Origin of the sequence: Roseomonas nitratireducens (genome assembly GCF_017813355.1) — a bacterium.
GTDB lineage: Bacteria > Pseudomonadota > Alphaproteobacteria > Acetobacterales > Acetobacteraceae > Neoroseomonas > Neoroseomonas nitratireducens.
On sequence record NZ_JAGIYZ010000013.1, the window covers coordinates 19,679 to 38,485 of the forward strand.

Annotated in this window: 20 protein-coding genes; 4 read left to right on the top strand and 16 right to left on the bottom strand. The window is 71.3% G+C overall.

Annotation, left to right across the window (positions count from 1 at the left end):
- From J5Y09_RS14095 to J5Y09_RS14135, 9 genes are all read right to left on the bottom strand, one after another.
- On the bottom strand, positions 1-570 hold the full coding sequence (locus J5Y09_RS14095) for a phage connector family protein (RefSeq protein WP_209352445.1): 570 nt from the start codon (positions 568-570) through the stop codon (positions 1-3).
- Between the two features lie 168 nt (positions 571-738).
- Positions 739-1,572, bottom strand: a complete 834-nt coding sequence (locus J5Y09_RS14100) for a phage capsid protein (RefSeq protein ID WP_198378299.1) — start codon at positions 1,570-1,572, stop codon at positions 739-741.
- Between the two features lie 284 nt (positions 1,573-1,856).
- Entirely contained in the window at positions 1,857-2,477 is a 621-nt protein-coding gene (locus J5Y09_RS14105; protein ID WP_209352446.1) for a hypothetical protein, read from the bottom strand.
- Between the two features lie 10 nt (positions 2,478-2,487).
- Positions 2,488-3,243: a hypothetical protein gene (locus J5Y09_RS14110; RefSeq protein WP_209352447.1), complete on the bottom strand. Its 756-nt coding sequence runs from the start codon at positions 3,241-3,243 to the stop codon at positions 2,488-2,490.
- 31 nt (positions 3,244-3,274) lie between these two features.
- Positions 3,275-4,003: a capsid assembly protein gene (locus J5Y09_RS14115; protein WP_209352448.1), complete on the bottom strand. Its 729-nt coding sequence runs from the start codon at positions 4,001-4,003 to the stop codon at positions 3,275-3,277.
- Positions 4,004-4,008: 5 nt separating this feature from the next.
- A complete protein-coding gene (locus tag J5Y09_RS14120) occupies positions 4,009-5,412 on the bottom strand; it encodes a portal protein (RefSeq protein ID WP_209352449.1) in 1,404 nt (467 codons plus the stop codon).
- Between the two features lie 4 nt (positions 5,413-5,416).
- On the bottom strand, positions 5,417-5,650 hold the full coding sequence (locus tag J5Y09_RS14125) for a hypothetical protein (RefSeq protein WP_209352450.1): 234 nt from the start codon (positions 5,648-5,650) through the stop codon (positions 5,417-5,419).
- Positions 5,651-5,809: 159 nt separating this feature from the next.
- Positions 5,810-6,238, bottom strand: coding sequence for a hypothetical protein (locus J5Y09_RS14130; RefSeq protein ID WP_342451478.1), 429 nt, complete (start codon positions 6,236-6,238; stop codon positions 5,810-5,812).
- The gene (locus J5Y09_RS14135) at positions 6,235-6,609 is read right to left on the bottom strand and encodes a hypothetical protein (protein ID WP_209352452.1); all 375 of its coding nucleotides are present in this window, start codon (positions 6,607-6,609) and stop codon (positions 6,235-6,237) included. Before J5Y09_RS14135 ends, J5Y09_RS14130 begins: the two co-directional genes overlap by 4 nt.
- A 183-nt stretch (positions 6,610-6,792) precedes the next feature.
- Here J5Y09_RS14135 and J5Y09_RS14140 point away from each other — a divergent pair, with 183 nt between their 5' ends.
- The 3 genes from J5Y09_RS14140 to J5Y09_RS14145 all read left to right on the top strand — a co-directional run bounded on the left by J5Y09_RS14140 (position 6,793) and on the right by J5Y09_RS14145 (position 8,243).
- Entirely contained in the window at positions 6,793-7,443 is a 651-nt protein-coding gene (locus tag J5Y09_RS14140) for a S24 family peptidase (RefSeq protein ID WP_209352453.1), read from the top strand.
- Entirely contained in the window at positions 7,440-7,571 is a 132-nt protein-coding gene (locus J5Y09_RS24625) for a hypothetical protein (RefSeq protein WP_280845654.1), read from the top strand. The genes J5Y09_RS14140 and J5Y09_RS24625 overlap by 4 nt, the downstream gene beginning before the upstream one ends.
- 111 nt (positions 7,572-7,682) lie before the next feature.
- Complete coding sequence (locus J5Y09_RS14145; RefSeq protein WP_209352454.1) at positions 7,683-8,243, top strand: imm11 family protein; 561 nt, start codon at positions 7,683-7,685, stop codon at positions 8,241-8,243.
- A gap of 67 nt (positions 8,244-8,310) precedes the next feature.
- Here J5Y09_RS14145 and J5Y09_RS14150 read toward each other — a convergent pair whose 3' ends face one another.
- On the bottom strand, positions 8,311-9,417 hold the full coding sequence (locus J5Y09_RS14150; protein ID WP_209352455.1) for a DSD1 family PLP-dependent enzyme: 1,107 nt from the start codon (positions 9,415-9,417) through the stop codon (positions 8,311-8,313).
- Positions 9,418-9,454: 37 nt separating this feature from the next.
- Between J5Y09_RS14150 and J5Y09_RS14155 the strand changes: the two genes are divergently transcribed.
- Positions 9,455-10,705: a flavin monoamine oxidase family protein gene (locus J5Y09_RS14155; protein ID WP_209352456.1), complete on the top strand. Its 1,251-nt coding sequence runs from the start codon at positions 9,455-9,457 to the stop codon at positions 10,703-10,705.
- Between the two features lie 77 nt (positions 10,706-10,782).
- Here J5Y09_RS14155 and J5Y09_RS14160 read toward each other — a convergent pair whose 3' ends face one another.
- The 6 genes from J5Y09_RS14160 to J5Y09_RS14185 form a co-directional block, all read right to left on the bottom strand.
- Positions 10,783-11,130 (bottom strand): gamma-glutamylcyclotransferase family protein, encoded by a 348-nt coding sequence (locus tag J5Y09_RS14160; RefSeq protein WP_209352457.1) that lies wholly within the window; start codon positions 11,128-11,130, stop codon positions 10,783-10,785.
- On the bottom strand, positions 11,127-12,107 hold the full coding sequence (locus tag J5Y09_RS14165) for a Bug family tripartite tricarboxylate transporter substrate binding protein (RefSeq protein ID WP_209352458.1): 981 nt from the start codon (positions 12,105-12,107) through the stop codon (positions 11,127-11,129). The genes J5Y09_RS14160 and J5Y09_RS14165 overlap by 4 nt, the downstream gene beginning before the upstream one ends.
- Before the next feature lie 185 nt (positions 12,108-12,292).
- Positions 12,293-13,705 carry a phosphoglucomutase/phosphomannomutase PgmG gene (pgmG, locus tag J5Y09_RS14170; RefSeq protein ID WP_209352459.1) on the bottom strand — a complete coding sequence of 471 codons (1,413 nt, stop codon included), beginning with the start codon at positions 13,703-13,705 and terminating at the stop codon, positions 12,293-12,295.
- A gap of 11 nt (positions 13,706-13,716) precedes the next feature.
- Positions 13,717-15,021, bottom strand: coding sequence for a UDP-glucose dehydrogenase family protein (locus J5Y09_RS14175; protein ID WP_209352460.1), 1,305 nt, complete (start codon positions 15,019-15,021; stop codon positions 13,717-13,719).
- 63 nt (positions 15,022-15,084) lie between these two features.
- On the bottom strand, positions 15,085-17,046 hold the full coding sequence (locus J5Y09_RS14180; protein ID WP_342451479.1) for a lysylphosphatidylglycerol synthase domain-containing protein: 1,962 nt from the start codon (positions 17,044-17,046) through the stop codon (positions 15,085-15,087).
- Entirely contained in the window at positions 17,043-18,668 is a 1,626-nt protein-coding gene (locus tag J5Y09_RS14185) for a lysine--tRNA ligase (protein WP_342451480.1), read from the bottom strand. The genes J5Y09_RS14180 and J5Y09_RS14185 overlap by 4 nt, the downstream gene beginning before the upstream one ends.
- Positions 18,669-18,807 lie beyond the last annotated feature (139 nt).

Genomic DNA, 18,807 nt, shown 5'->3' on the forward strand with positions numbered 1-18,807 from the left:
TCAGCCCCGCACGTCGATGAGCGGGAACCCCTCGATCGCGCGCGGGCTCGCCTGCTGGCTGTCGACCTGGCGCGCGGCGCGCAGCTCGCCCTCCGCCAGGCGGAACAGCATCTCGGCGCGTGACGCGCTCTCGGTCAGCGGGATGCAGAACTCGGCGGCAAGCCGCGCCACCAACGCGGCGGCGAAGAAGGGCGGGAAGGCGCTTTCGTCCGGGCGGAACACATGGGTCAGCACGACGGCGTCGGCATCGGTGAACAGCCGGTCCTCCTGGATGCGATAGACCAGGCCCCGCGCACGGCCACCCGCACCGGCCGACAGCGCGCGCAGGAACCCCGGCGGCAGCTGGAAGGCGTGGGCGAAGTCCGCGCGCGGCACGGCGGCCAGGCGCGGCAGCGCGGATTGCGCCGTGGCGAAGGACCAGGGATGGGCCGACAGCAACGCGTCGCGCAGGCCGGGATAGAGGTTGGCGGCGACCTCCGCCTCGGCAGTGCCTTCCTCAGGCGAGGCGATGGGCTGCGCGCCGATGCGCAGCAGCGCGCGCGAGCAGAGCGCGAGGGCGGAGAGCGCCATCGGGGGACTCCTCGTGATGTGGGAAAAAGTCGGGGGGAAGGGAACTTCCCCCCGTGCCCCCCAACCTTCTTTCTCGTCTGGGAACTGACCCCGGAGGTCAGTCTCCAACAGACAGAAAAGGTTGAGGGGGGTCCGGGGGGAGAAGTTCACTTCTCCCCCCGCCCTTCGCTATTCCTTCGCGCGCATCCGCACGACGCCGGTCGGGTCGATCATCACCGCCCCCTGCGACATCATGTTGTTCACGAAATGCGCGGCGCGGTCGCCATGCCAGGTGATGTCCGTCACCACCTCGCTCGCCACCGCGTGGCCGACCGCGGTGCGATGGTAGAAATAGCAGTAGCGCAGCGTGCCCGCCTTGGTCAGGCCGGAATGCGGCATCCACAGCGCGCCGAGCCAGCGCTTGGCCTGCGTGCCCTTCCAGGGCAGCGCATCCTCGCCGACATAGTCGGACTTCGCGAATTCCTCGATCTGCAGCAGCTCGCTCCACTGCTTCCAGCCGACGACCGCGAAGCGCTGGCCGTCGTCCGGCACATCGGCCGCACCCAGCATCTCGAAGGCCATCAGCACCTTCTGCTTGGTCAGCCCGTCGGCGTCGGTCAGGCCGACGCCGGTGCCCGTCGCCTCGGCGGTGGCGGTGTCGAGGGCCGCGATGATCAACTCATCCGTCTTGCGGCCGAGCGCATAGGCGCCGGCGTTCGCGATCACGGTGCGCTCGTCGATGCTGGTCTTGATCTCGTCCAGCCGGTCGATCCACTCGCCGGCGTAGTAGTCCTGCAGGAAGCATTCGGCATTGGCGTAGGTGAGGTTCATCACCGGCACCGCGCCGTTGCGCGCCTTGGACGCGGCCACACCCTTGCCCACGCGGGGGAAGAGCGTGCTCGCCCCCTTCACGTTGGACTTGCTGCGCACGGTGGGGCGCAGCTTGCTGCCCTGGCGCTGATAGGCCTCGGCGACCTCGGCCTCGAACTGTTTCACGAAGGCGCTCTCGATCGTGCCCGACATGCGGGTGTCCTTTCATGCTGTGTGCGGGGGATGCGCCTTCGCCCGGTTGGCCGCGCGGGGCCGGGCGTGGCGCGGCGCGCGCGCCCCTTGAGGGGTTGTGCGCGGGCCGGAAACTCAGGGGGCGGGCGGCGCTGCCTGGCTCAAGGCGCGCCACCCGCCCCCGGGCCGCGGCGCGCAGGCGCGCGGCGGCCGCCGGCGCGGCGAGCGGCGGGAGGGGCCGCTCGAGCCGCGCCGGAAGGGCGGGTCGTGTGGGGTGATGCGGGTTCGGTGTGGCGCGGGCGCGCTCAGCCGTCGATCATGAAGGGTGCGTAGGGCGCGAGAACGTCCGCGTAGTCGTCTTCCGTCAGCCTCGGATCTACGGCGGCAATGGCCGCAGCCCTTGCATGCCGTCCGATAGCGCCGGGCGGCAAGGCGTCGCGAACAAATTCGGCCGGCCCGGCATAGGCAGCCAATTCGTCAGCAATGCAGTGGATCGCGAAGCTCCGATCCGCGGGAAATAGTAAGCAGAAGAGAGGAAACTGTGACTCGAAGAAGCGACTCATATCGTCAGCGTTGGTCGGGATACGCCAGACCGCGCGGTCCCTGAATTCACCGGTCGAGACCGACGTGCCAAGAAGTTCGTCATGACCTCGTCGCTTTGCTGCATCTGCGAGATAGGCGACCCATTCCGGACGCCACAACTCACGCGCAGGTGCGATCTGAACACGCCACTTCTGCTGGCCAAGCCATGCGTTCGACAAGCGTGTGAAGCTACCGCCCTCCGCGCCGGTCCAGACTTCCAGCATCGTCCACCCGAGATCACGAAGAACGCTTTGCTGTTCGCGATTTCCCGCCTGTGAGAGATGGTCGATCGCATTGCCGAAGGTGGCCGCATAGGTCGCTTCCGGCGTGGTGTTCTTCGACACAAGACGTCTCCTAACGAGATGGCGGATAGCGGAAGATATCGGTAGGGCGGAAACGCCCCTCCCCGACAGGTTCAGCGATTTCCAGCGTCAGCTCACCACGGCTCAGCGGATGCGTTGCCCGCCGAAGGGTAGCCAATCTGCCGTCGGCAAGGAATCGCTGTTCGACATCCGGTCCTCGGCGGATCGCATCTCCGACAGGACTCAACGATTCGATGTCGCGTTGGCGGCCGGCGCTTCCACCTGGCCGGCTATACTGCGAGACACCCGCGCTGTGGGCATCCCGCATTGGCACCGTGTCTCGGTCGTTTCTGATGCTGTCAACGCGGTCGCGCCCGGCAGCGTCCTGCCACCGACGACGCTCAGGCGCGGGCCGTTGGCCAGTATCTCGGCCACTCGTTGATCCACCAGACCCGCGCCCATCGGAAGGCGCGCGCCGGAGCGGTCGAAGCATGCGGTCCAGCAGGCCAACCTGCACGACGTCAGGAATGTCCGTGGACCGACGCGGACCGGACGCCTGATGCGTTGCGGTTCCTGTGGCTTCCTCCCCCGGCGGCGCAGCGCGCCAATGCGCCGCCACGGTATGGCCGTTGCGCGTATACGCCTTCACCCAGACCGCCGCCCGTGGTGCGGCATCGCGCGGATTGAGGGCGCGAAAGCCATCCGTGACCCAGGCATTGAACGCAGCACGCTCCGGATGCCCGGGCTTCCAGTACCGTGCATCGCGCATGGCCTCGCGCAGCTCGGCCTGCGTGATCCTGACCGGCATGGACATCCTCCGAGGTTCCGAAAAGCGCCGCTCAGCCCGCCCCGCCCACCATCCGCCGGAACCCATCCGTCACGCGGCGGACGAACTCCGGCTCGCGCGTGCGCCAGTAGCGCGGGTCGCGCATCATCGCGCGCAGCTCCGTCTCCTCCGACGCCGCGCCGTCATCCGCGCGGCGCGCGACGGGCGGCTCGTTCTTCGCCATCATGCCGTGCAGCGCGATTACGCCCTCGGCGGTGGTGGACATCGCCTCGAGCACCGGCGGCGGCAGGTTCGCCCGCCCCCAGGCGGCGACCTGCGCGGCGACGCGGCGGAAGCGTTCCTCGCCGCCGAAATGCGCGCGCAGCGCGGCGATCTGGCGCTCGGCCTCGAATTGCTGCGCGGCCTCGGCGATCAGCGGCACCAGGCGCTCGGCGGCCAGGTCGTAGACGAGTTGCGCCTGCGCCTGGCTGAAGCCGGCTTCGTGCAGGCGATGGTTGATCGTCTCATCCGAGCAGCACAGATCGTGCTTCGGCGAAATCTCGTAGCCATCCGGGCCGTCGGGCACACCAAGGGCGCGGCGATGGCGGGCGCGTTCCTCCTCCGGCGCCTCGGGACCCGGCGGCGCGTGGCGCTGGGACAGGCGGCGCTCCAGCTCGCGATAGGATTTCAGCAGCGCGTCGACGCGGACCGAGCCCGTCTCCGGGTCGCGGAACTTCTCCGGCACGTCGTCGCGCGCGGTGGCCCCTTCGGCGAGCGCGGTCTCCAGCAGGTCCTCGGGCATCTTTCTCACTCCTTCGCGGTCGGGGTTTCGGGGATCAGCACCTCGGCGGGTGCGGACAGGGTTCGGCCGAGCCATCGCGCAGCCGCGGGCAGGTCGAGTTGCGCGACCGCCTCCGGCCCCATGGCGCGCACGGCCTGGAGGAACAGCAGCGTGTTCGCCGCATCGGCGCGGCCCTGCACCTGCGCGAGCGGGCTGCGGTAGCGCGGCACGGCCTCCCGCCCATCGACCACCAGCGAGGGGATCTCCCCGCGCCGGCGCAGGATGGACATGCAGCGCGCGACCAGCGGCGCAAGCAGTTCGGCCTGCAGCCGCCCATAGGTCGCGCCCAGCAGCCGTGCCGTCTCGGCGGCGCGTTCCAGCACTTCCGTCGCCGTCATGCGCGCCCGCTGCTCCGGCCCCAGCCGGTCGGCCAGCAGCGCGGTGCGGATCCGCGCGCGCAGGTCGGCAAGGACCAGTTGCGAGACGTCGAAATTCCCCGGCGCGGCGAGCGGCGTGAGGCCCGAGGACCCCGGCGCCTTGGGGATGATGGCGCCCGGTTCGAGCCGCACCGTCGCCGGGTTCAGCACGCCGTCATCCTCCGCCTGCCAGATGCCGGTCGCGGCGATGGAGGCGTTCTTCAGCACGAGTTCCACCACCTTGTTGGCGGTGCGGATGTCCGGCAGCGCCTTGGCGACGGGACCGCGGCCATAGCTTTCCCCAGGCGCCTTCAGCCAGCGGAAGGCGATGAAGGGGCTTTCCGCGAAGCGGCCTTCCGCCAGCGTCACGGGCGCCGTGTCCGTCACCAGCACGGCGCGGAAGCGGTGGCCGTCGCGATCCGGCCAGACGGCCTCGATGACGCGGTGGCGGGGCGTGTCCTCGCCCTGCCCGTCGCGTGGCGGCGCCGTGGCGGGAAAGCGCGCGGCGAGCGCGGCGGAGGTGAGTCGCGCGGCGCGGAACACGGTGTCGAGCCGCCCGGCCGGCCCTTCCTCGAGCACCGCCTCGCGCAGCGGCACGGCGGTGAAGCGCAGCGCGGAGGCCTCGCCCGGCGGCGCTTCCTCCACCAGCAGCAGGCCGGTGCCGGCGATCACCAGGTCGAGGAAGGCCTGGTGCATCTCGAGCGCGAAGTTCGATCGGTCGAGATGCGCCTGCAGCGTCTCGGCCGCGTCTTCCATCGCGGCGGCCGCGGCGGGGTCGGCGCTGCCGCGCGCGGGCGCGAGGCCGAACCAGCGCGACCAGGGCGGCGTCAGTTCCGCAAGCAGCGACGCGGCGAGCTGTTCCGCCGCATCCGCCGCGGTCGCGTCGAACAGGGCGACGCGCCCGCCGGTCGCGGGCGGCAGCACGTGGTCGTAGCAATCCTGCCACAGCGCATCCTGCGCGCGACGACGGTCGAGCGCGGCGGCGTGGCGGATGACGATGTCCTCCGGCGTCATGGCGTCATTCCCCCAGCAGCGACTTGCGCGTCGCGGCGAAGTCGGCGCGCGCGCCGAGCAGCCCGGCGGCGGAGGTGGCGATGGTGCCGGGCAGGCCGCGGCGGGCGCGGGCGCGGGTTTCGGCGCGGCCCGCCGCGGCGCTTTCCTCGACGGCCGCGGCCGGTGCGGGTGCCGGGTCCGCCGGCGCGGCGGCGGGGGCGATGACGACAGGCTTCGGGGCGCGGAACAGGCCACCCATGCGCGCGCGGCTCCTCTGCTGGGGTGTCGGGACCCGGTCGCGGGGCGCCGAAAAGCCACGGGCCCGCCCCTGGTGGGGGGCGGGCCCGCGGAAGTCGGTCCTGGGAACGGGAGGAAGGCCTCCGGGCGCAATTCGCCCCTTGGCAAGGGGAGAGATAGGTCAGGCGGAGGCGGAAGTCAAGACATTTTTCCTATTGCGCTGAAGTGCGCGAAACAGTCCGCGCGGCGTCAGCGCGAAGGGCGCGCCGGGGCCGAGCAGCGCGCGGCAGACCGCCACGCAGGTGAAGGGAAACAGCGGCGGCAGGCGGGTGGCGCGCGCGGGCGCCGGCGCGAAGGGACCCAGCACGGCGAGCCCCGCGCGACGATACAGCCGCGGCAGGTCGTACTCGGCCGGCGCGTTGACGCGCAGCGCGAGCAGCCGGCCCGACAGCGGTTCCACCACCGTCCAGCCGGCCTCGTCGCGCAGCGCGGCGAAGCAATGCCGGAACCCCTTCGCGAGCGGCCAGAGCCAGGCCTGGTCGGCCGCGCCGCCGAAGGCGATCCAGACCTGCTGCGGCGCGTCGCGCACCGAGCCGATCCTGGGACTCACAGCACGATTCCCTTGACGCGCAGCGGCCATTCGAGCCGCGCGAGCGCGACCCGCCACTGCGCCGCGTCGGCACGTTCCGACAGGTGGCGCGGGTCGGGGGCGACGCCGCGTTCGCCCCAGGCGCGCAGCACGCGCGCATGGATCAGGTCGATGCGGCGCTGGCGGTACAGCCGGTCGAGGCACTTGATGACGTCGTCCGGTTCGCAGGGCCGCACCTTCTCGCCCTTGCCGGCGACGATGCGCGCGCCGTCGCGGCGCGCGATGAGGGCAGCCATGGTCCAGAACCAGGCTTCCTCGGCGGATCGGAAGGGCTCCGCGGCGGCGATGCTGGCGAAGGCGGGGGCGTGGGCGGTGCGGGGGCTGGGGCGCATGGGGGGGCTCGCCTGGTTGGTGAACAATAGGGGAACATTAATCGTTACGGTCGTGTCCCGCAAGCCGAAAAAGGTAACTGTTCCTATTGCATTCCGACACCAGACCTAGGATATGTTCCCCAGGGCAAGCGCGACATCTGGATTCGCGTCCTTGGCCCGCGGAATGGAGGCCCCGACCCGCCCATGCGGCACGACGACATCTGGCGCGCCCTCGACGCCCTGGCCGCCGAGCACGGGCTTTCCGCCTCGGGCCTCGCCCGCAAGGCCGGGCTCGATCCCACCGCCTTCAACCCGTCCAAGCGCACCGGCGCCGATGGCCGCGCGCGCTGGCCCTCCACCGAGAGCGTCGCGAAGGTCCTAGACGCCGTCGGGCGCAGCATCGACGATTTCGCCAGCCTGGTCTCGGGCCTGCCGGCGCTGCCGCGCGGCGGCGCGCGCGGTGGGACAGGCCGGCGCGTGCCCCTGATCGGCCTCGCCCAGGCGGGTGGGGAGGGCTATTTCGACGATGGCGGCTATCCCGTCGGCGGCTCCTGGGACGAGATTTCCCTGCCCGAGATCGGCGACCCCAACGCCTATGCGCTCGAGATCTCCGGTGAATCCATGGAGCCGGTCTTCCGCGACGGCGACGTCGTCGTCGTCTCCCCCGCCGCCCCCGTGCGCCGCGGCGACCGCGTGGTGGTCCGCACCGCGAAGGGAGAGGTCATGGCCAAGGAACTGCGCCGCCAATCGGCCAAGCGCATCGAGCTCGCGAGCCTCAACCCCGCGCATCCCTCCTACAGTTTCGAACTGCCGGAGATCGCGTGGATGCATCGGATCGTCTGGGCGAGTCAGTGAAGACGGCGCTGCCTCTCATTCGCGATGGCGACACGATAGGCCAGACGCCGACGCAGCGCATCGTCGTGCGGTTCGGCGAACGCCATGGCATGCCGACCTACCGCGTCGATCTCTCCGCCGTCGCTTAGGTTCCCGAGTCGAGGTACGCGATGGCGGCAATCATTCGGTTCGCAAACGACAGCCGCTTTCGACCGTCGGTCAATGGAGCGCCATCGGAGCGGGCGATTGGGTGGAGTGGCGTGCTCACCGACGCCGCTTATCAGCGATCGAAGTTTCTCGGCTTCGATTTCGGCAACAAGGGCATCCGTTTTGACCCGGCGGATGTGAAGACCGAGTTCTGGCTCACCTCGAAGCACCAGGCGCTGGCCGACTTCCTGCCGGTCGTGGCCTGCTGGGGCGTCTCGGTGGAGTTCCGGGCGGTGGTGGAACACTTCGAATCCGGCCTGCACCAGTTCTTCCCGATCATGATACGCCGGCCCAACGGCAAGCCAATCGAGCGCCTGGATGGGCGGGACGTCGCGCCAGGCCAGTACTTCATCATGAACCCGCTGGTGCGCATCAACTCCCTTCTGCCCGAGGAATGCATCGGCAAGCAGGGCCAGCGCCGCAAGACGCTGAACGACGTGGTGAAATACGTCGACGACCTGTGCGTCTCGCGCACCGAAATCGCGGGCCGACATCTTTGGGTCGATGCCTACTTCTCGGGGGGAGGTGAGCTCTTCGTCTCGGACGCATTGCTTGCCGCCTTGCGCGCGAAGGAGCTGAAGGGCTTTCTCATGCAGAAGGTTCGCGAGGCGTAACCCCGCGCGATCCGCAGTCTCAGCCGTGGTACCACGCGCGGCACCGCGGCAGCGACCGCCTACTCCCTCACGCCATTCCACCCCTTGCCGCGATCGGCCACAGGCATTCCACCCGCCCCTTCCGCACGCCGACATACCAGTCGTAGCGATCCACCGTCGGGTCGCAATGCCCGGGCACGAGCCGCAGCTTCTCCCCCAGCGCCGGCGGCGCGCCATCCTCGATCAGGATCTTGCCGTGCTCGTCCGACGCGCCGGCATAACGCAGCCCCGGGCGCTCCCACACGCCGGGCATGCCGGAATCGACCGCGACACCCTTGTGCCCGCAATCCACCACGGCAACGCCGGGCGTGGCACGGCTCATCACCTGCGACAGCACGAACAGCGCGTGGCGGAAGGGCGGCGCGTCGTCGTTCTTCGCGTAGTCCACATCCATGAAGGCGTAGGAGCCGGCCTGGATTTCCGTATAGACGCCGCTCGCCGCTTCGTGCCGGAAGGTGCCCGTGCCCGCGCCGCCGACGATCGGGCAGTCCAATCCACGCTGCTTCAGCTGTTCCACCGTCCGCCGCGACCGCGCCGCGGCTTCGGCGATCGCACCCGCGCGCTGTTCCGGCGTGCGCATGTGCTGCGCGCTGCCGTGATACGCCTGCAAGCCGCCGAACATCAGGTGCTTGCTCGCGGCGATGCGCTCCGCGAGGGCCACCGCCGGCGGCCCGTGTTCCACCCCCGCGCGGCCCATGCCGACATCGATCTCGACCAGCACGGGCAGCCGCACGCCGGCCGCTTCCGCCGCCTGTTCCGCCATCGCCACCTGCGCGGCGTCGTCCACGCACAACCCGACCTTGCAGATGCGCGCGAGCGAAGCGAGCCGCGCGAGCTTGCGCGGGCTGACCACCTGGTTCGTCACCAGCACGTCCGGGATGCCGCCCCACGCCAAGGCTTCGGCCTCCGCCACCTTCTGCACGCATTGCCCGACCGCGCCGCGCTGCATCTGCAGCTTCGCGACCACCGCCGATTTGTGCGTCTTGGCGTGCGCGCGCAGCTTCGCGCCCGTCGGCGCCAGCAGCGCCGCCATGGTGTCGAGGTTGTGCTCGAAGGCGTCGAGGTCGATCAGCAGCGCCGGCGTATCGACCTCGTCCTCGCGCATGCCGGGTTCGGCGGGCGGCGCTTGCAGCATGGTTCATCCCCTGGCCGTGTCGCGGCATGATGCGGCGATGTTCCCTTCCGATCCAGACGTCCTCGTCATCGGCGCCGGCTGCGCCGGCATCGCCGCGGCGCGAAGCCTCGCAGCACGGGGGCGAAGCTGCCTGGTGCTGGAAGGCGGACCGCGGGTCGGCGGGCGGGCCTTCACGGAGACCGCCTCGCTCGGCCTGCCCTTCGACCATGGCGCCTCCTGGCTGCACCAGGCCGACGAGAACCCGCTGACGCCTCTCGCCCGGGCGATGGGCGTCGAGATGCTGGACCACGATTCGCTGCGCGACCGGCGCCTCTTCACCGATGGCCGCCTCGCCACGCACGATGAACGCCGCGACTACGCCACCGCCGAGGACGCCTTCTGGGCCGCGATCGACGCCGCCGCGTCCGATGGCCGCCCCGACCGCCCGGCCGCCGAGGCCGCGCCGCGCGGCGGGCGCTGGGACGCCACCGTCGCGCATTGGGAAGGCGCGCAGATCTGCGCTGCGGAACTGTCCCGCATGTCGCTGCGCGACTTTGCCTCCACCGCGCTGGATGGGCCGAACATGATCCTGCGGGAGGGCGTGGGCGGCCTCGTCACACGCCTCGCACAAGGGTTGCCGGTGCGGCTGGACGCGCGCGTGGACCGGCTGCGCTGGGGCGCGCGCGGCGTGGTCGCGGAAGGCGCCTTCGGTACCGTCGCGGCGCGCGCGGCGATCGTCACCGTCTCGACCGGCGTGCTCGCCGCCGGCGGCATCGCCTTCGACCCGCCGCTGCCTGCCACGACGCGCGACGCGATCCTCGCCTTGCCGCTCGGCCTGCTGACGAAGGTCGCCTTCCGCGCGGACGATCCGGCCCTGCCCGACCTGCCGCCCTTCGCGAGCCTGCGCCGCGCCGTCGCGCACGCGCACGACCGGCCCATGTCCTTCGTCTCCCGCCCCTTCGGCGACCCGGTGCTGGTCGCCTTCTGCGGCGGCGCCCGCGCCTGGGAGATGGCGGGCGACCCGGCCCGCGCGGACGCCGAGGCGCGCGCGGAAGCGGCAACCATCTTCGGCACGCAAGGCGCCGCTGCACTTGGCCGCGCCACGGTCACGCGCTGGGCGGAAGACCCGCTCTTCCGCGGCGCCTACAGCCACGCGGTGCCAGGGGCACAGACCGCACGCGCCGCGCTCGCGGCGCCGCTCGGCGACGGGCGGCTCGTCTTCGCGGGAGAAGCCTGCCATCCGCGCTTCGCGGCGACGGTGGCGGGGGCGTGGCTCAGCGGCGAGGCAGCGGCACAGCACATCGCATGACCCGACCGGAGGGGCGCCGCCCCTCCGGGCCACCCCGCCAGGGGGCTACGGCCCCCTGGACCGCGATCCGTTGGCGCTTACCCTGGCCAGGGACGCACGAGGTCGGCGCGCCAGGTGGGGGCGATCCAGGCGCGGGCGCGCATGGGGCCACGCGGCGTCGCGACCGTCAGCGGCACCAGCGCATAGGCGCTGCCCTCATAGTCCGACAGGCGCGCGAGCGCGGCGGGGCCGGCGCGCACCACCGCGCCTTCGACGGCCGCGCCCGCATCCTCCACCAACGTGGGATAGGGCGTGCCGCGCAGATGCACGCGCCGCCAGCCCTCGAGCCGCGCCGGCATCATCCGCCGCGGCAGGGACGGCTCGCCCGACATGCGGGCGAGCACATCGGGGTCGAGCAGCGTTCCATAGACGAACAGCGGCGTCATTCGATCTGGAGCTGGAGGGCGCGGACCAGCGGCCGCACCTGCTCGATCTGGGCGCGGACAGAGGCGCCGAATTCCTCCGCGCTGTTGCCGCCGGGCTCGGCACCGAGCTCCTGGATGCGGGCGGCGAGGGCGGGGGAGCGGGCGGCGGCCGCGATCTCGCGGTGCAGGCGGGCCAGCACCGGCTCGGGCGTCCGCGCGGGCGCGAAGAAGCCGTTCCAGCCGAGCAGGGTCAGGTTGGGCAGCCCCATCTCCCGCACCGTCGGCACGTCGGGCAGGGCGGAGGGGCGCGTATCGGAGAGCGTCGCGATGGCGCGGAGCGCGCCGCTGCGGACATGCTGGAGCGAGGAGGAAAGCTGGTCGCCGCCGAACTGCACGCGGCCGGCGAGCATGTCCTGCACCAGCGGGGCGGCGCCGCGGAAGGGGACGTGCTCCATCCGGATGTCGGCGTCGCGCTTCAGCAGCTCGCCGATCAGGTTCATCGTGCTGCCGGGGCCGGTCGATCCGTAGAAGGGCGGCTGCGGCTGGGTCTTCGCCCAGGCGACGAATTCCCGCAGGTTTCTTGCCGGGACCGCCGGGTTGACCAGCAGCAGCATGGGCACGTTGGCGCCGAGGGTGATGGGCGCGAAGTCGCGTTCGATGGAGTGCGGCGCGCGGTTCGCGAATTCCAGCGCGGCGGTGGTCGTGCTGAAGGTCAGGTTGTGGAACAGCAGCGTGTAGCCGTCGGGGGCGGCCTTCGCGACGACGTCGGCGCCGATGGACCCACCGCCGCCACCGCGGTTCTCGACCACGACGGACTGCCCCATCGTTTCGGTGAGCCGTTGCGCGTAGAGGCGTGCGAGGACGTCGGTGGTCCCACCCGCCGGGAAGGGCACGATGATGCGGATGGGGCGCGTGGGGAATTCCTGCGCGCGGGCAAGGCCCGGTGCGGCAAGGGTGGCGCCGGCGGCGAGCAGCAGCGTGCGGCGAGGGAATGTCATGCCCGGGTCTCCTCCAGGGCCCTGTCCCGGGCCCGCTGAGGCAAGGCTAGACCGTCACGCGGCCACTCTGGAAGCCGGGGCGTCGCGGGGCCCGCCGCGTCGTGGCCGAACGACCATCCGCGCGCGCCCCGGCCCTGGCGCCAAGGCGCGGACCGCGCATCGGGATGTCGGCTGGCGGGTGGCCGTCAGTGCCCCGCATTCTCCGCCGAGAAGTCCGGCGCCTCGAGCCCGCTCGCCACCAGCTGCTTCACCAGCTGCGCCTTCAGCCGCTCGAGCCCCGCCTCGGAGGACGCCTCGCAGCGCGCCACCAGCACCGCCTGGGTGTTCGACGCCCGCAGCAGCCACCAGCCATCCTCGGTCAGCACGCGCACGCCGTCGACGTCCTGCACCTTCGCACCCTCGGCGGCCAGGCGGTCCTTCACTTCCTTCACCACCACGAACTTGCGCGCTTCCTCGCAGTTGAAGCGCAGCTCGGGGGTGTTGATCACCTGCGGCAGCGCGGCACGGACCTCGGACAGCTTGCCCGCCATGCGCGCGACGATGCCGAGCAGCCGCACGGCGGAATACGGCGCGTCGTCGAAGCCGTACCACTTGTCGGCGAAGAAGATGTGGCCGGACATCTCGCCCGCGAGCGGGCTGCCGGTCTCGGCCATCTTCGCCTTGATCAGGCTGTGCCCGGTCTTCCACATCAGCGGGTTGCCGCCCGCCTTGGCGATTTCGTCGAACAGGACCTGGCTCGCCTTCACGTCGGCGATGATGGTCCCGCCCGGCTTCGCCTTCAGCACGTCGCGCGCGAGCACGATGAGAAGCTGGTCGCCGAACAGGATGTGGCCTTCGTTGTCCACCACGCCGATGCGGTCGCCGTCGCCGTCGAAGGCGATGCCGAGATCGGCCTTCTCCCGCGCCACCTCGGCGATGATCTGCTCGAGGTTCTTGGCGACCGTCGGGTCCGGATGGTGGTTCGGGAAATTGCCGTCCACATCGCCGTTGATGACGAAATGCGTCCCCGGCAGCCGCGCGGCCAGCGCCTTCACGATCGGCCCGGCCGAGCCGTTGCCCGGGTCCCACACCACCTTGAGCTTGCGGTCGCCGCCGTCCCAGTCCTGCAGCACGCGGTCGGCGTAGCGGCCCGCGATGTCGACGGACCGGTCGCTGCCGGCGCGTTCCGCCACCACGTCGCCCTCCGCGGCCATGCGGCCGATCTCCTGGATCGCCGCGCCGTAGAAGGGCTTCTTGCCGATCATCATCTTGAAGCCGTTGTAGTCCGGCGGGTTGTGGCTGCCCGTGACCATCGCCGCGCCGTCCGCTTCCTGGTCGTAGGCGGCGAAGTACAGCATCGGCGTGGCGCAGAGCCCGATGCGCACCACGTCCAGCCCGCAGGCGCGCAGGCCGGCGACCAGCTGCGCCTCCATCTCCGGCGAATGCAGCCGCCCGTCATAGCCGACGGCCACGCGCTTGCCGCCAGCGCGCACCACGACGCTGCCGAAGCAGCGGCCGATCGCGAAGGCATCCTCGGGCCTGAGCGTTTTGCCCACGATGCCGCGGATGTCGTATTCGCGGAGCACCGTCTGGTCGAAGCGGTGGCGGAAGGCGGTCATGCTCAATCCCCTCAGGGCCGGCCGATGGAGGAATAGGTGAAGCCGGCCGCGCGCATCGCCGCCGGGTCCCACACGTTGCGCAGATCGAGGATGATGTCGCCCTTCATGGCCGCCTTGAGGCGATCCGGCGGCAAGGCGCGGAATTCGTTCCACTCGGTCAGCACGACCAGCGCATCCGCCCCCTGCACGGCGGAGATCGCCGTCTCCGCGAAGCGCACCGCGGCGGGCAGCGATTGCCGCGCATGGGCGGGCTGCGGGTCGAAGGCCGTGACCTCGACGCCCGCCGCGACCAGCGCAGGCAGGATGACGAGCGAGGGCGCGTCGCGCATGTCGTCCGTCTCCGGCTTGAAGGTCACGCCGAGCACCGCGACGCGCTTGCCCGCATGGGCGGGGCCCAGGGCGGCGAGGATGCGCTGGGCCATCCGCGCCTTGCGCGCCTCGTTCACCTCGATCGTGGCTTCCACCAGCCGCACCGGGCTGCCGGCATCCTGCGCCGTGCGCGCCAGCGCCAGCGTGTCCTTGGGGAAGCAGGACCCGCCGTAGCCCGGGCCGGGATGGAGGAACTTCCGCCCGATCCGGCCATCGAGGCCCATGCCGCGCGCCACGTCGTGCACGTCGGCGCCCACCTTCTCGCAGAGATCGGCGATCTCGTTGATGAAGGTGATCTTGGTCGCGAGGAAGGCGTTGGCGGCGTACTTGATCAGTTCCGCGCTCTCGATGCTGACGGCGAGCACCGGCGTCTCGATCAGGTACAGCGGGCGATAAAGGCGCCGCAGCACGGTCGTCGCGTGGTCGTCGTCCACGCCGATGACGACGCGGTCGGGGCGCATGAAGTCGCCGATCGCGCTGCCCTCGCGCAGGAATTCGGGGTTGGAGGCGACGCTGATCGGCAGGTCCGGCCGCACGCGGCGGCATATCGCCTGCACTTCCCGCCCCGTCCCCACCGGCACGGTGGATTTGGTGACGAGCACGAGCGGCCCGTCCGCCGCCTTCGCCACCTGCTCCGCCGCCGCATAGACGTAGGACAGGTCGGCATGCCCGTCCCCGCGTCGCGTCGGCGTGCCGACGGCGAGGAACACGGCATCCGCGCCCTTCACCGCCGTAGCGAGGTCGGTGGTGAAGGTCAGCCTTCCGTCCTTCACGTTCTCGGCAACGAGCTTGTCGAGGCCGGGCTCGTAGATCGGCATGCGGCCGGCATGCAGCCCTTCGATCCGGTCCGGATCGACGTCCATGACGGTCACGTCGACGCCGAACTCGGCGAAGCAGGCGCCGGAAACGAGGCCGACATAGCCCGCGCCGATCATGGCGATGCGCATCGGGATCCCTCCGGTTGCGGGATGGGCGTGGAATGGCGCGGAAGCGGGGCGCTGGCAAGGCGGTCAGCGCGCATCCTCGGCTCCCGGCAGCAGCGGCAGCAATGCCTCGAGGTCCCGTTCCGCCCGGCAGACCAGCCAGCGCGGCGCGCCGTCCTGGCTGGCCACCGGGAAGGCGGTCAGGCCGATATCGCCATAGACGCGCAGCAGGTCCGGCCCGACGCGCCAGAAGGCCGGGTCGACGCGCGCCTGCTCGCAGATGTCACGAAAGCGCCAGATGGCCGAGACACGGTCGCGCGCCTCCCCTTCCGGGTCGCCGAGCCCGAGCCAGACGCCATCGCGCTTGACGAAGGCGAAGCCCGCCCGGCCGGCTTCCCCGAACACCACCCCGTCCGCCAGTGGCGGCGGCACGGCGCCCACCGCCGCGAGCCTTTCGCGCGCCGCCTGGTCGAAGGGCAGCGCCGGCGGCCGCGCCGGGCGCAACAGCCGCGCGGCCGCGACCAGCAGCAGCACGCCGGCGAGGCCGACGCCGAAGCGCAGCGTGCGCGGCGCTTCCTCGGCGAAGACCACGCCCCACCAGGAACTGTCGGCGACCCCGCCGCCATAGGCGACGAGGGCGAGGGTGAAGGCGCAGAGGCCGAGCGCGGTCAGCGCCGCGGCCGTCTCGACCGAGAGCGGCTCGCTCGTCAGCCGCGCGCGGCGATAGAAGGCCGGCCGCACCGTGGCGAGCAGCAGGGCGACGAGCAGGAAGCCCGTCGTCAGCCACCAGGGTTCCCCGCGCAGCCAGGCGATCATCGCGCCGTTCAGCAGCAGCAGCAGCGTCGCCCACCAGGAGATGGCAAGCCGCCGCACCAGCCCATAGGCCGCGACCAGCAGCAGCGACCCCACGACCGAGGCCGCGAAATGGCTCGCCGCCTCGTCCAGCAGTTCGAACACGCCTTCGAGCGGGCCGGGCTTGGGCGGCAGCGCGCCGATGAACAGCAGCACCAGCGCGGCGAGGCCGGTCAGCGCCGCCAGCGCCGGCACCTCGAAGGACATCGCGACGCCGCGCTCGGGCGCGAGGCGGTCGAGCAAATGGCGCCGCTGGCTCACCTCGAAGGCCGCGAACATCAGCCCCGCGAGGAACAGCGGCACGATGTAGTAGTACAGGCGGAACAGCAGCAGCGCACCGACGACGACCGGCGTCGGCAGGTAGCCCGACAGCGCGAAGAGCATCGCCCCGTCGAAGACGCCGATGCCCCCCGGCACGTTCGCCGCGATCCCCGCCGTGTAGGCCGCAACATAGATGCCGAGAAAATGCAGGAAGGTGAGCCCTTCGGCCGGCGGCAGCAGCGCCCAGAAGATCAGCGCCGTCACCGCGACGTCGGCGCTCGCCAGCGCGGTCTGGCCGACCGCCATGCGGAAGCCGGGCAGGTCGATCTGGTGGCCGAACAGGCGGAAATGCGGCACGAAGCGCGCGAGCAGGATATAGGCGCAGACGATCGCCCAGAGCAGCAGCCCCAGCGCCTGCATCGCCCAGCGCGCCGTGTCGTCCCCGAAGAAGGGCAGGACTTCCGGTTCCACCACCAGCACCAGCCCGCCCAGCGCGAAGCCGCCCAGGCCGAAGGTGAGCGAGGTGAAGGCGACGACCTTGGCGATCGCGACCGGCGGCAGCCCCCAGGCTGCGTAGAAGCGGTAGCGCACCGCGGCCCCGGAGACGGTCTGGAAGCCGAGATTGTTCGCCATGGAATAGGCGACGAAGGAGGCGAGCGAGGTCCGCGCGTAGGACACCGGATGCCCCGCATAGACCGAGCCCAGCCGGTCATAGGCGGTCAGGATCAGGTAGGCGAGCAGCGTGAAGCCCGCCGCGGCCCAGAGCGAGGCGGCCGGCGTCGCGTGCAGCGCGCCGCGGATGTCCGCCCAGGCGAGGCCGCGGAATTCCCTCTGCACCACGAACAGCGCGCCGAGCAGCAGCAGCAGCCCGAACACCGTCGGGCCGTGGCGCTTGAGGAGCGCCAGGGCGCGCCGCGGGCCTGAAGGCTCGTTCACGCCGCGGGCGTTTCCGTGCGCGCGAGCGCGGCCTCGATCAGCCCGATCGTGCCCGCGATGCCGTACAGCGCCACGAAGCCGCCGAAGCGCGGCCCTTCCTGCTGCCCCAGCAGCACCTGGTACAGCGCGTTGAACCAGGCGCGGGAGACGCCGGGCTTGCCGTCCTTGCCCGGTTCCAGGAAGGGATCCCGCCGGCCGGCGTCGTAGACGATGTCCTGCGCGGCCTTCGCACGCTCCTCCGGCGCCATCGCCTCGAGATCCGTCGCGCGGTCGCGCAGCGCGGCCATCAGCGCCGACAGCGCCTCGCGCTCGGCCGCGCTCGGCAGGCGGAAGCGCTTCGTGGGCAGGACGAAGTCCCGGTAGTAGTGGATGGCGTGCTCCACCAGCTTGCCCAGCAGCGGCTGCGACGCGGGCGTCGCCCCCGGCGCGTAGCGGCGCAGGAAGCCCCAGAGCATCTCCGGATCGTCGGCGTTCACCACCGAGGCGAGGTTCAGCAGCATGGTGAAGGAGACCGGCGGCTCCGGGTCGTTCGGCGCGGCCCCCCCATGGATGTGCCAGGCCGGCACGGCGGGGTCCGCCACGACGCGCAGCCGCGCCCGGTGCTGCAGGTATTCGTCCACCGCGCGCGGGATCTGGTCGAAGTAAAGCCGCTTGGCCCGCTGCGGCTGGTTGTACATGAACTGCGACAGGCTTTCGGGCGGCGCGTAGCGCAGCCATTCCTCGATGGTCAGCCCGTTGCCCTTGGACTTGCTGATCTTCTGGCCCTGCTCGTCGAGGAAATGCTCGTAGGTGAAGGCCTCGGGCGGCTCGCCGCCCAGCACGCGGCAGATGGCCGAGGACAGGCGCACGGAATCGATCAGGTCCTTGCCCGACATCTCATAGTCGACGCCGAGCGCGTACCAGCGCAGCGCCCAGTCCGCCTTCCACTGCGCCTTGCAATGGCCGCCGGTGATGCGCGTGCCGTGCCGCTCCCCGGTCTCGGGGTCGATCCAGACGAGCAGGTCGTCGGCCGGGCGGACCTCCTCCATCGGCACCTGCATCACGACGCCGGTCTTCGGATGGATGGGCAGGAAGGGGGAATAGGTCGCGCGCCGCTCCGGCCCGAGCGTCGGCAGGATCACGCCGCGCACCTCCTCGTGCCGCTCGGCCATGCGCAGCAGCGCGGCGTCGAAGCGGCCGGAGCGGTAGTACTCCGAGGAACTGGCGAACTCGTATTCGAAGCCGAAGGCATCCAGGAACGCCCGCAGCCGCGCGTTGTTGTGGTGCCCGAAGCTCTCATGCGTGCCGAAGGGGTCGGGGATGGCGGTCACCGGCCGGCCGAGATGCCCGGCCAGCATCTCCTTGTTCGGCACGTTGTCCGGCACCTTGCGCAGCCCATCCATGTCGTCGCTGAAGGCGATCAGGCGGGAGGGCAGGCCGGTGAGGCGCTCGAAGGCGTGCCGCACCCAGGATGTGCGCGCCACCTCCCCGAAGGTGCCGATATGCGGCAGGCCGGACGGGCCGTAGCCGGTCTCGAACAGGGCCTGACCCTTGCCGGACTTCGCCAGCCGCGCGGCGACCTTGCGCGCTTCCTCGAAGGGCCAGGCCTTCACGGCGTTGAGGTCGGCGGGGGCGGTCGTCACGGTGGTGCACTCATTCGGTCACGGCGGTGGCGCCTTATAGGTGGCCCGGGGCGGAAGGGCGACCCCGGCAGCGCGCCATGCCCGGCCCGGGGAGCCGCCCCGCGCCGGAAAGCATTGGTGCGCCGGGCCCTTTGCGCTA

Bases quoted from the DNA above. Each gene is read 5' to 3' on its own strand.
- J5Y09_RS14150 (WP_209352455.1), bottom strand. From the start codon at position 9,417: ATGCTGCAAGCGCCGCCCGCCGAACCCGGCATGCGCGAGGACGAGGTC.
- J5Y09_RS14155 (WP_209352456.1), top strand. From the start codon at position 9,455: ATGTTCCCTTCCGATCCAGACGTCCTCGTCATCGGCGCCGGCTGCGCC.
- J5Y09_RS14135 (WP_209352452.1), bottom strand. From the start codon at position 6,609: ATGCGCCCCAGCCCCCGCACCGCCCACGCCCCCGCCTTCGCCAGCATC.
- J5Y09_RS14120 (WP_209352449.1), bottom strand. From the start codon at position 5,412: ATGACGCCGGAGGACATCGTCATCCGCCACGCCGCCGCGCTCGACCGT.
- pgmG (WP_209352459.1), bottom strand. From the start codon at position 13,705: ATGACCGCCTTCCGCCACCGCTTCGACCAGACGGTGCTCCGCGAATAC.
- J5Y09_RS14165 (WP_209352458.1), bottom strand. From the start codon at position 12,107: ATGACATTCCCTCGCCGCACGCTGCTGCTCGCCGCCGGCGCCACCCTT.
- J5Y09_RS14110 (WP_209352447.1), bottom strand. From the start codon at position 3,243: ATGCCGGTCAGGATCACGCAGGCCGAGCTGCGCGAGGCCATGCGCGAT.
- J5Y09_RS14095 (WP_209352445.1), bottom strand. From the start codon at position 570: ATGGCGCTCTCCGCCCTCGCGCTCTGCTCGCGCGCGCTGCTGCGCATC.
- J5Y09_RS14115 (WP_209352448.1), bottom strand. From the start codon at position 4,003: ATGCCCGAGGACCTGCTGGAGACCGCGCTCGCCGAAGGGGCCACCGCG.
- J5Y09_RS14100 (WP_198378299.1), bottom strand. From the start codon at position 1,572: ATGTCGGGCACGATCGAGAGCGCCTTCGTGAAACAGTTCGAGGCCGAG.
- J5Y09_RS14125 (WP_209352450.1), bottom strand. From the start codon at position 5,650: ATGGGTGGCCTGTTCCGCGCCCCGAAGCCTGTCGTCATCGCCCCCGCC.
- J5Y09_RS14175 (WP_209352460.1), bottom strand. From the start codon at position 15,021: ATGCGCATCGCCATGATCGGCGCGGGCTATGTCGGCCTCGTTTCCGGC.
- J5Y09_RS14140 (WP_209352453.1), top strand. From the start codon at position 6,793: ATGCGGCACGACGACATCTGGCGCGCCCTCGACGCCCTGGCCGCCGAG.
- J5Y09_RS14160 (WP_209352457.1), bottom strand. From the start codon at position 11,130: ATGACGCCGCTGTTCGTCTATGGAACGCTGCTCGACCCCGATGTGCTC.